This window comes from Chitinispirillales bacterium, from assembly GCA_031254455.1.
Taxonomy (GTDB): Bacteria; Fibrobacterota; Chitinivibrionia; order Chitinivibrionales; family Chitinivibrionaceae; genus WRFX01.
Genome location: JAIRUI010000010.1, coordinates 1 through 10280 on the forward strand (window position 1 = coordinate 1; position 10280 = coordinate 10280).

The 10280-nt window shown below is 40.0% G+C and carries 14 protein-coding genes; 7 read left to right on the plus strand and 7 right to left on the minus strand.

Features of this window, described 5'->3' with window-relative positions; all coding sequences use genetic code 11:
* Nucleotides 1-270 precede the first annotated feature (270 nt).
* Together alr and LBH98_00600 are read left to right on the plus strand one after the other, a co-directional pair.
* Nucleotides 271-1434, plus strand: a complete 1164-nt coding sequence (alr, locus tag LBH98_00595) for an alanine racemase (GenBank protein MDR0303262.1) — start codon at nucleotides 271-273, stop codon at nucleotides 1432-1434.
* A 119-nt stretch (nucleotides 1435-1553) separates the two neighbouring features.
* Entirely contained in the window at nucleotides 1554-2396 is an 843-nt protein-coding gene (locus LBH98_00600) for a hypothetical protein (protein ID MDR0303263.1), read from the plus strand.
* Between the two features lie 71 nt (nucleotides 2397-2467).
* Here the strand turns inward: LBH98_00600 and queC are convergent, their stop codons facing one another.
* From queC to LBH98_00615, 3 genes are read right to left on the minus strand one after another with little or no spacing between them, the layout of a single operon-like run.
* The gene (gene queC / locus LBH98_00605) at nucleotides 2468-3163 is read right to left on the minus strand and encodes a 7-cyano-7-deazaguanine synthase QueC (GenBank protein MDR0303264.1); all 696 of its coding nucleotides are present in this window, start codon (nucleotides 3161-3163) and stop codon (nucleotides 2468-2470) included.
* The gene (locus LBH98_00610) at nucleotides 3139-3771 is read right to left on the minus strand and encodes a 7-carboxy-7-deazaguanine synthase QueE (protein ID MDR0303265.1); all 633 of its coding nucleotides are present in this window, start codon (nucleotides 3769-3771) and stop codon (nucleotides 3139-3141) included. The genes queC and LBH98_00610 overlap by 25 nt, the downstream gene beginning before the upstream one ends.
* A gap of 42 nt (nucleotides 3772-3813) precedes the next feature.
* Nucleotides 3814-5358 carry a glycine--tRNA ligase gene (locus LBH98_00615; GenBank protein ID MDR0303266.1) on the minus strand — a complete coding sequence of 515 codons (1545 nt, stop codon included), beginning with the start codon at nucleotides 5356-5358 and terminating at the stop codon, nucleotides 3814-3816.
* Nucleotides 5359-5520: 162 nt separating this feature from the next.
* On the opposite strand from LBH98_00615, the gene LBH98_00620 reads away from it, so the two are divergent.
* Complete coding sequence (locus tag LBH98_00620) at nucleotides 5521-6690, plus strand: DUF1343 domain-containing protein (GenBank protein MDR0303267.1); 1170 nt, start codon at nucleotides 5521-5523, stop codon at nucleotides 6688-6690.
* A gap of 9 nt (nucleotides 6691-6699) precedes the next feature.
* On the opposite strand, the gene LBH98_00625 is transcribed toward LBH98_00620, so the two are convergent.
* From LBH98_00625 to LBH98_00640, 4 genes are all read right to left on the minus strand, one after another.
* Entirely contained in the window at nucleotides 6700-7452 is a 753-nt protein-coding gene (locus LBH98_00625) for an rRNA pseudouridine synthase (GenBank protein ID MDR0303268.1), read from the minus strand.
* Nucleotides 7445-7861: a pyridoxamine 5'-phosphate oxidase family protein gene (locus LBH98_00630; protein ID MDR0303269.1), complete on the minus strand. Its 417-nt coding sequence runs from the start codon at nucleotides 7859-7861 to the stop codon at nucleotides 7445-7447. The genes LBH98_00625 and LBH98_00630 overlap by 8 nt, the downstream gene beginning before the upstream one ends.
* 79 nt (nucleotides 7862-7940) lie before the next feature.
* Nucleotides 7941-8963 (minus strand): branched-chain amino acid aminotransferase, encoded by a 1023-nt coding sequence (locus LBH98_00635; GenBank protein ID MDR0303270.1) that lies wholly within the window; start codon nucleotides 8961-8963, stop codon nucleotides 7941-7943.
* A gap of 96 nt (nucleotides 8964-9059) precedes the next feature.
* A complete protein-coding gene (locus LBH98_00640) occupies nucleotides 9060-9233 on the minus strand; it encodes a hypothetical protein (protein MDR0303271.1) in 174 nt (57 codons plus the stop codon).
* A gap of 25 nt (nucleotides 9234-9258) precedes the next feature.
* Here LBH98_00640 and LBH98_00645 point away from each other — a divergent pair, with 25 nt between their 5' ends.
* The 4 genes from LBH98_00645 to LBH98_00660 form a co-directional block, all read left to right on the plus strand.
* Nucleotides 9259-9423, plus strand: a complete 165-nt coding sequence (locus tag LBH98_00645) for a hypothetical protein (GenBank protein ID MDR0303272.1) — start codon at nucleotides 9259-9261, stop codon at nucleotides 9421-9423.
* Nucleotides 9420-9668, plus strand: a complete 249-nt coding sequence (locus tag LBH98_00650; GenBank protein MDR0303273.1) for a hypothetical protein — start codon at nucleotides 9420-9422, stop codon at nucleotides 9666-9668. Before LBH98_00645 ends, LBH98_00650 begins: the two co-directional genes overlap by 4 nt.
* Complete coding sequence (locus LBH98_00655; GenBank protein ID MDR0303274.1) at nucleotides 9665-10051, plus strand: hypothetical protein; 387 nt, start codon at nucleotides 9665-9667, stop codon at nucleotides 10049-10051. The genes LBH98_00650 and LBH98_00655 overlap by 4 nt, the downstream gene beginning before the upstream one ends.
* Before the next feature lie 17 nt (nucleotides 10052-10068).
* Nucleotides 10069-10280, plus strand: a 212-nt coding sequence (locus tag LBH98_00660; GenBank protein ID MDR0303275.1) for a hypothetical protein, incomplete at its 3' end; no start/stop codon positions are given.

Here is a 10280-nt window from a genome sequence, read left to right on the forward strand (position 1 = left end):
TAGGGATGGTGTCAAGTGAAGAAGATAGTTTTCGGAAATATTGTTCCTTGTAAAAACTGATGGTATGTTATTTATCACTCTTTCGTTCGATCGTAATTTCTTACTATAGAGAATATAATTTATTGTTACGAAGAAAAAGTCAAGGTTTGTTGAAAAATCGTTATAGATTTTTTATTTATTCGATCAGGATACCTGAGAATTTGTGCGGAATCGCACCGGTTTATTATTCCAAATATTATTTTATTGCAAAATTCTCAAAAAAGGAAAAAAATGAATTCAGAATTTCCATACATGGAAGTCGATTTAGACCGGGTCAAAGACAATTTATTTAAGATATGTAAAAAAACATGCAAAAAAACCGAACAGGTAATCGCAGTTGTCAAAGATAATTCCTATGGATTGGGTGCGGCGGCGGTCGCAAAAGTTTTGCAGAATACGGGAGTAGTTTGGTTTGCCGTCGCTGCGGTTGACGAGGCGCTTTTTTTGAGAGAAAACGGTATCACTGGCGATATTTTGGTTTTGGGAATTACCGATGAAAATTGTTTTAAAGCCGCATCACAGCATAATATTACGCTTTCTATTATCGACCGAACGCAGTTATCTGTTATAGAAAAAAATTACAGAGATTGTAATTTCAAATGGCATTTAAATATTGATACGGGAATGCATCGTGACGGAATTATGTACGATTGGATTTTGAACGGTAACACAGAATTTGTCGAAAAATTAGTGAAACTTAAATCTGTAATAAACGGAGTTTACACACACTTTCATTCTTCCGACAGCAAAAAGCAAAAAAGTGTCGTTTTGCAACAAAATAATTTCAAAAAAGCGATTTCCGCTTTGCAAAACGCAGGATTTAATTTTGATATAATTCATGCTTCAAATAGCGGTGCGTGCGCTTATTCAAATGTCGGCGAAAACGAATATATACGTCCGGGAACTCTGCTTTATGGATGCCGTCCGGATCCAAACAGAGATACAGGAATTGATGTTTACGAAGCGGTTAAAATTTGCTCGCGCATAAGTAGTGTTCGATACGTAAAAAAGGGACAAGGCGTAAGTTACGGAAATATTTGGAAAGCGCCGGAAAATACGAAAATCGCAACGATCCAGATAGGCTATGCCGACGGATTCCCAAGAGTGATAAGCAAAACCGCATTCGTGATTATCAAAGGCAAAAAATACCCTGTCGTAGGCCGAATAACTATGGATTACATTATGGCAAATATCGGCAGTGAAACGGAAATAAACGTCGGCGACGAAGTCGTTATCGCCGGAAAAAGCGACAATCTACAGATTAGTGTTGACGAATTGGCGCAAAATGCGCGGACAATCGGATACGAATTAATGTGCAAATTCGGCGGACTTATGAATCACAAATATATTTTGAACGGACAGGTAATTTCATTTCACAAACGTGAATTATTTTAGATAAATTTGCATATAAATAAATTAAAGACGTTTTTTTATAAAATAATTCTAAAGTTTTTTGAAATTATGCCGATATATAAATAGGGTTTGTTGTAAACAATAATACAGGGAGGTATATTATGCGAATTGAAAGTTTAAGTCAATTGGGGATTGGCTCTTTACAGAAGACACTCACGGGTTCAGTTGAGCAGACAAACAAGAAATTAAGTTCGGTTTTGGAAAAATTGGCGACCGGACAAAGAATTAATAGGGCAAGCGACGACGCTGCCGGATTGGCTGTTGCAGAAGGATTGATAACTCAAACACGCGGATTCAAAATGGCTATGAGAAATACAGAAGACGGGGTTTCTGCATTGAATATAAGCGACGGAGCGTCAAACGAGACAACGGCTATTTTGCAACGGCAACGTGAACTTGCGGTTCAAGCGAGAAATGCGACTTTGAGCGACAACGAAAGACAGGCGCTCGACAAAGAATTTCAGCAGTTAACTCAAGAAATGGATAGAATTTCAAACGTTACCAATTTTAATAAACAGGAACTGACAAACGGACAAGGACTTGGTGCGGGCGGTGCACAGTTGCAGGTGGGCGCCAATGAAGGTGAAATGGTCGCTGTTCCGGGTATGGACATTTCAGTTTCAGCGCTTGGAATTTCCGGCTCCAGTATAAATTCCATAAGCGGAGCGGATATGGCGATTACGGCGATCGACAGCGCTCTGGGTGTCGTAAATCAACAAAGAAGCGATGTAGGAGCTATGACGAACCGTTTAGAAAGCACCATTCGGAATTTGCAAACGGCTGACGTTAACACTACCGCGGCGCAATCAATAATTCGCGATCAGGATATGGCTTTGGGAATTGCGGAAATGGTAAAGAATCAAGTTTTAGGCAAATCAGGCATAAATGCTTTTTCGATATTTAACAAAATAAGCGCCGACCATATTTTGGGACTTATTAAATAGGATTTGAAATCAGTTTTACAGGCGATTTCGGTTTATTTTACGGAATCGCCTTTTTTATTTATATTCCCCAATCATTTATTCACATACCTTGTCGGGTCAGAAATATTCGCTTCAATAAATCCGTTTTTTCTGTGTATGCAGCTGTCGCATTCTCCGCAAGCCGAGCCGTCAACGGAAGGCGAATAACAACTATGCGTAAGCTCGTATCTAACGCCTAATTTGAATCCTGTTTTAATAATTTCGGATTTGCTTAAATTTATCAGAGGGGCGTGAATAATTATAGGGTTGCCGTTACGCCCCGCCTTTGTCGCTAAATTTGCCATTTTTTGATATTGCTCAATGTAATCAGGACGGCAGTCCGGATAACCGGAATAATCGACTGCGGTTACTCCTATAAAAATATCGTGAGAATTTATGCTTTCGGAAAAAGCCAATGCGTATGATAAAAAAAGCGTATTTCGTGCGGGAACGTAAGTGTTTGGAATGCAAATTTCTTTACGATTTTTGGGAACTTCAAAATTTTCAGTCAGAGAATTGTTCATAAAAATTCCAACATCAATATTTATTATTTTGTGTTCTTTTACAGATAAAAACCGAGCAATCTTTTTTGCACAGTCAATTTCAATCGAATGTCGCTGCCCATAACAAAAGCTCATTGCATAAATTTCAAAATTTTCATCTTTCGCAATCGCAGCGCAAGTCGAAGAATCCAAACCGCCGGAAAGTAAAACGACTGCTTTTTTCATACCCCTCTCTTGTCTTTCCACAAAATTTTATGAATTTGCAAACCGAATCGTACATTTAATTTGTCTTTTATTATCATATCCGCCAAAACGTTCGGATCAATTTTTTCTATGCAGGGAGAAAATATGATTTCACTTACGACCTCATGGTTTTCAATAAAATTTTTCGCCCAGTTATAGCCGTCAAATCCATCTATAACGAATTTCAACTCGTCGTTTTGAGTCAAATACCTAAGATTTTTGTATAAAAAATTATCTTTTTGCCCAACCCAAGGTAATTTTACATCGACTATTTTTACAACTTTCCTGTGCAAAATCGAAATATCTTTGCTTCCGTTCGTTTCAATTAAAACTTCAAATCCGTTTTCAAGCAATTTTTCGGCAAGAATCGGTGTTTCATTTTGCTCAAGCGGCTCTCCGCCCGTTATTTCCACAAGATTCCCGCCAAAATTTTTAATTATTTCAGTTAATTCTTCAATAGAATATTTTTTTTCCGCTTCGAAATTCACATATTTTGTATCACAGTAATAACATCCGAAAGAACAACCGGAAAGCCGCACAAACGTACATAATTTACCGGTACGTGTCCCCTCCCCTTGTATCGATACGAAAATTTCATTTACGTTAAGCATTTTTCATGTTTTTGATTAAAGCGAATTACGATACTATAAAAATTAAGGTCTTGATTTCTTTAACTTTTGCGAAATGTAATTTACCGCGTCACACAAAGCGATTTTTTCCTGTTCTTTACTGTCGCGATCCCTAATAGTCACCGTCCCGTTGCCTACAGTGTCGCCGTCAATCGTTATACACCACGGCGTACCGATTTCGTCTTGACGGGCGTAACGCTTGCCTATGGACGAGTTAATATCAATTTGTGCACTGACATCATCGTCAAGAAATTCACCGTAAAGTTTTTCGGCAATTTCAGGCATACCCTCTTTTTTCACTAAAGGCAACACCGCAACTTTCACCGGAGCAAGACACGGATGAAGTTTTAGCAGTACTCTTTTTTCTTCATTTTCGCCCTCTTCACTGTAAGCGTCAAGCAAAAACGCCAAAGTCGCTCTGTCGCCGCCCGCAGACGGTTCGATGACATACGGAGTATAATGTTCTTTAGTTTCTTCATCAAAATACGAAAGCGCTTTCCCCGAAAATTCACTGTGAGTTTTGAGGTCGAAATCTGTCCGATTTGCGATTCCTTCCAATTCTCCCCATTCAGGCTGCGCTTTGAACGGAAATAAATATTCGATATCCGAGCAACTTTTCGCATAATGAGCGAGTTTTTCTTTGGGATGGTCGTAAAAACGCAGATTTTCTTTTTTTATCCCGTAATCCAAATACCACTGCATCCGCTCGTTTTTCCATTTTTCGTGCCATTCTTCGTCACTGCCGGGTTTGCAAAAGAATTCCAACTCCATCTGCTCAAATTCCCGTGTGCGAAACGTAAAATTTTTCGGAGTGATTTCGTTTCTGAACGATTTGCCGATTTGCGCGATTCCAAACGGGATTTTTGCACGCGACGCTTGCTGAACGTTAACGAAATTCACGAAAATTCCCTGTGCGGTTTCGGGACGAAGATACACGGTCGTAGAAGAATCTTCGGCGGGTCCAAGAAAAGTTTTTAACATTAAATTAAAGTTTCTTGCTTCACTTAACTGTCCGCCGTTATCAGGATTAAATTCGCCGACGCTGTCTTTGATTTCGCAGGATTTCTCGCCCAAAAGTTCCGGCTTTTCTATACCGCGTTTGACGGAATAAAATTCACGCGCAGTCTTTTTGGCTTTATCGAACTCGCCTTTGTTTCGCGCCAAAACCTTGTAGAAATCGTTGCATTGCTTGCCGTTAATCGTAGATTTTGCACCGCAAAATTCAAAGACTGTTCCGCTTTCGGGCTCCAACTGGTCTTGACGGAATCTGCTGCCGGTAAGCAAACATTCCACGAGCGGGTCTGAAAATCCCGACAAATGTCCGCTCGCTTCCCAAACTCTTGGGTGCATAATAATAGACGAATCATGCCCGTAAACGTTGCCGTGTTTTGTAACCACGCTTCGCCACCACGCGTTTTTGACGTTTTTTTTGAGTTCCGCACCCATCGGTCCGTAATCCCAGCATCCACGTAACCCGCCGTATATTTCGCTTGATTGATAAATAAATCCTCTGCGTTTTGCCAAAGACGCAATCAGCGCAATTTTCTCCTGTCTTGGGTCTGCCATCATAACTCCCTGTTTATTTGCATAAATAAATTTTAATTTGTAACGAAAATACTATTTGGCGGGTGTAAAAAATTATCAATTCGCATAGTCTTTTCAATTGCAACACACAACAAAAATAGTATATTTGTGTTTTCAGACGAATGAGAAAAATTTACGGAGAAACTAATGGTAATTACCGGTTTGGCGCAATTAGCGTATAATCTTGAAAAATATGTCGGAAAAAAAAGAATCGCTGTTTTATGTCATGCGGCGTCGGTCGATGAAAAACTAAATCATATAATTGAAATTTTACAGAAAAAAAATGTGAAAATATCGGCGATTTTCGGACCGCAGCACGGACTTTTTGGACAAACGCAGGACAATATGATAGAATGGGAAAACCAAAGCGAATTAGAGGTCAATAGGCAAAAAGTTTATTCTCTCTACGGGCAAACAAGAACGCCTACAGACGAAATGCTTGAAAAAATCGACTGTTTAATTGTGGATTTACAGGACATAGGCGCACGTCCATACACTTACGTCTGGACACTGAAAGAATGCTGCAAAGTTTGCGAAAAACTCGGCATTGAAATTTTGGTTCTAGACAGACCAAATCCTATAGGTTTCTTTGACGAAGAAGGTGCGGTTTTACAGAAAGAATTTTTTAGTTTTGTCGGAGGCGCACAAATTAGAATGATTCACAAGAAAACAATCGGACAAATAGCGAAAATGTTTAAGGACGTTTATTTTCAGCGCCTGAATTTAAACGTTATCGAAATGAAAAATTACGATATAAACATGAAATTTGAAGAAACAAAACTTCCTTGGGTTATGCCGTCGCCGAATATGTCTACAATTGATACCGCTCTTGTTTATTCCGGGCAGGTTTTACTTGAAACTACAAATATTTCGGAAGGACGGGGAACCTGTAAGCCGTTTGAATTTTTCGGCGCGCCGTTTATCAAACCCAAAGAGTTTATTGAAACATTTAATAAATTCAAAATTGAAGATTGTGTCTTGCGGCGGCATGATTTTATTCCGACATTTAACAAATATTCAGGATTTGACAATCGAGTTTGTGGGAAAACAGATGAAAAAACATTGCAAAAATATAACTGCGTGGGCTTTCAAATTCACATTACGAATTTAATGAAATTTCATCCCGTCAAAACGAGCGTCGCGATACTGAAATCCATCGCGTTGACTTCGCCCGACGATTTTGCGCTCAACCCGCCGCCTTACGAATACGAATACAAAAATATGCCGATTGATATTGTGTGGGGAAATTCGCAACTGCGAAAATTTTTGTTTGATTCCTCGCTTGAAACATACGAATTTATGAATGAAATTTGTTAATTACAGATTTTATACGCCGTTTGGACTATTTTGAACGCCTTTCAATCGCTCAATCTCTTTTTGCGGCAATTCGCGAATTTTCCCATAATCCAAATTTCCAAGTTTTACCGATGCAAATTGCAGACGTTTCAACTGCAAAACCGTCGCGCCGAGCGCCTCAAAAATCCGTCGAACCTGTCGATTTTTACCCTCGTGCAAATCGACTTCATAACAAAAACTTTCACTGTCCCGATATTTGAATCTCAACGCGTCCGCCTTTAGAATTTCGCCGTTCTCTTCCACTCCTCTTCCTATGACCTTGCGTATTTCGTCGTCAAGCAATTCTCTGTCGGTTTTTACAAAATACACTTTTTTTATGCAAAATTTAGGATGAGTAAGCGCAAAAGCCAAATCGCCGTCATTTGTGAGCAGAAGTAATCCTTCCGAATTAAAATCCAAGCGTCCTACGTATTTAAGATTTTCGCAATTGGAAATTTTTAACTTTTTTAAAGCGTCATAAATCGTCGCCCGGCCATTCTCGTCGCTTCTGCTTACTATCACGCCTTTTGGTTTGTGATATGCAAAATATCTTTTTTGTGAAATTGGGAAAACTTCCTTGCCGTCTATCGTGACCGTATCTTTTTCTTCGTTTACCTGTGAGCCGATAAGCGCCGCTTCACCGTTTATAAAAACTTTTTGCGCTAAAATTATTTCGTCGCACCGCCTTCGCGAACCTGCTCCGCACTGCGCAAGATATTTGTTAATCCTAATCGTTTCACACATCAAAGTTTTCGCTTTTGAAATTGCCGTAAAATCGTCCGTTTTGAGTCGAAAAACGTAGCACGCAATAATCAGGATCGTCAACGCCGAGCGGATAATACATCGTATCGCCGTCGCGCCAGATTCGCCGTTTGCTTTCGCTGTCTTCAAGCACTTCCATCAAACCTTTTAGCATTACTCCCCTGAAGAATCTATTGTCGTAGAAATACACGCACGCTTTGGGATTTTCACGGTAATGACGAACCCGCATAGACGAGGTGTTAGTGGTAAAATAAATCGTTTTTATCCCGTTTCGCTCTCTAGGCGCAAGCATCGCTTTTGCGCAAGGAAATCCGTCTTCGTCCACCGAAGAAATAAACGAAATCTTGCAATTGTCAATTAAACCGCCTATTGTTTTTTCTGCATCTTTCACAGTAAATTCTCCTTTGTTGAAAATATTCAATAGTTTAATTAAACACGAAGACGTTTTCGCAATCAAAAATTCTTTGAATTTACGCAATTTTATACATCCAGCCGTATTTGTCTTCAACGTCTCCGTATTGAATTCCCTGCAATTTGTTGTATAATTTTTGAAGCGTTTCGCCGACTTTACCCGCCTCGCAGAATTTATAAACTTTGTCGCCGTAAGTTATCGAACTAATAGGCGTAATAACCGCAGCGGTTCCGACTGAGCCGACTTCCGTAAAGGTTTCCAGTTCGTCAATTAAAATTCTTCTTTTTTCGACGACGATTCCTAAATCATTCGCCAAAGTCATAAGCGACTTATTGGTGATACTGGGAAGAATGGAAGTAGAATCCGGAGTCACATATTTGTTATCCCGTGTAATCGCGATAAAGTTCGACGAGCCGAACTCGTCAATATATTTGTGTTCTTTCGAATCAATATAAAGCGAAATAGGAAAACCCATTTTTTTGCCTAATTTATCGCTGTAAAGCGCAGCGGCATAGTTTCCGCCCGCTTTTACGTGTCCAAGACCTCTTGGCGCCGCACGGTCGTATTCTGTCTGAATCCAACCGTCAATCGGCATAAGCCCGCCTTTGTAATAAGGTCCTACGGGCATAACAAGAATATAAAAATCGTATTCGTCGGACGGTTGAACTCCTATTCGCGCACCAGACCCGATTAACACCGGACGGACATACATACTCGCCCCCGTACCGTATGGCGGAACGTAGTCGATATTGTCTTTTACGATAATATTAAGCGCCTGCAAAAACAGTTCGGTCGAGACTTTTTCCATAAGCAGACGCTTTGCCGTATCTTGCATGCGGACCGCGTTTTCGTCGGGACGAAACGCCGCGACGACGCCGTTTTTCATTTCAAAAACCTTAAGACCTTCAAACGCCGCCTGCCCGTAATGCAGACTGGTAGCCGCCGCATGAATCGGTACTATCGGGTCTTTTAACAATTCGATTTCACCCCATTTTCCGTTCTTGAATTTCATGCGGACTATTGAATTTGTCTGCATATAAGAAAATCCCAAATCGCTCCAAGCAATATCCTTTTTAGCCATAACAGATTACTCCTTTTTTGGAAAATAATATTTGCCGAAAATAAAATGGGCGGGAACAAGTCCCACCCGTTTTCAATAATAATCATATATTCCGTGTTATCGTTTTACACCGAATTTCGCCGAATATTTATAAGTTTTCCCCCTCGAATCTTTTGCTTCGACAATTATCAAATTACTCCCATTAACCATCAGCCTACCGATTGAAATTTCACTCGTTTCCAAAGTTCTCAATATGGAATTGCGTAATTTCAACACTTGTTTCGTTTGCACTTTGGTCATCTTCAGGAAGCCAGAATTGAAAACCGTTTCCGCCAACGGTTTAAAGGTCGTTTCGGTTTCGCTTGATACGGGAAATACGTCGGTTGAAGTTGAGGCGGATTTGAAACCCGCGATATTTTATTTGGAAAATGAAATTGAAGAATTGGAACATGAACTTGAAAATTTGGGAGTGGAATTATGAGCGCTTTAACGTTTGATAATATTGATAAGATAAACGGTTTACGCACGGATTTACTTAAAGAAAAAGAAAAATTAAGTTGGCTTAACCATATAACAAAAAACGGAAACGAAAAATACGACATGCGGATTGATGCGGGGACGGATGATTTTTATATTAAAGCGGATTTGCGCCCCGCAATTGTTGAAACGGAAGAAAGTATAAAAGAAATAGTAAAAAAACTTTTTGATTTAGGAGTGAAATTGTGAGTAGTTTGTTTTTAAGCGTCAACCATCCGGAAGCGGGGTTGAGAAGTTTCGAGATAAAGGCGGATTCTTCGCCTACGCTTGATTTGGGCGGTTTTACGGTCGAAAGGGATATCGCCGGAAGCGGAAAGCACGTAAATAAACGCACCCGTAAACTTTGGCAAATCGAAAGCGTGGATTTGTTTATAGACGTTGACGGCGGCGACCAAGAATTTTTACAGGCGACCGCGACAAGCGAATCCGACAGCGAGATTGTGTATCAGCACGACGACGGATATACTTATACCGGCGTCGGCGGGATAACGGGAGATATAAAGTATAACACTTCCGACAAAACCGTTTCCGTCAGTTTGAGCGGCGGCGGGATGTTAAGTAAAATTTCATAACGAAAAGGAGCGTCTTTATGGAATCAAAAGAGACGAAAGAAGAAAAAGAGTTTTACGAATGGGCGCAAAAAACGCTTGAAATATCGCGTGAAAAAATCGCTAAAAACGAAAGACTTTCCAAAGCCTGCGAAACCGTAATAGACGCGGCGTGTAATAACAGAATCGAATACGGCGACAATAAAATCGTTTACAAACTGAAACATCCGGTAGGCGATATAAAAGAGGTTAC

Coding starts and splice junctions, on each gene's coding strand:
- LBH98_00610 (MDR0303265.1), bottom strand. CDS start 3,771: ATGCTTAACGTAAATGAAATTTTCGTATCGATACAAGGGGAGGGGACA.
- LBH98_00620 (MDR0303267.1), top strand. CDS start 5,521: ATGGTAATTACCGGTTTGGCGCAATTAGCGTATAATCTTGAAAAATAT.
- LBH98_00650 (MDR0303273.1), top strand. CDS start 9,420: ATGAGCGCTTTAACGTTTGATAATATTGATAAGATAAACGGTTTACGC.
- LBH98_00600 (MDR0303263.1), top strand. CDS start 1,554: ATGCGAATTGAAAGTTTAAGTCAATTGGGGATTGGCTCTTTACAGAAG.
- LBH98_00615 (MDR0303266.1), bottom strand. CDS start 5,358: ATGATGGCAGACCCAAGACAGGAGAAAATTGCGCTGATTGCGTCTTTG.
- LBH98_00625 (MDR0303268.1), bottom strand. CDS start 7,452: ATGTGTGAAACGATTAGGATTAACAAATATCTTGCGCAGTGCGGAGCA.
- alr (MDR0303262.1), top strand. CDS start 271: ATGAATTCAGAATTTCCATACATGGAAGTCGATTTAGACCGGGTCAAA.
- LBH98_00635 (MDR0303270.1), bottom strand. CDS start 8,963: ATGGCTAAAAAGGATATTGCTTGGAGCGATTTGGGATTTTCTTATATG.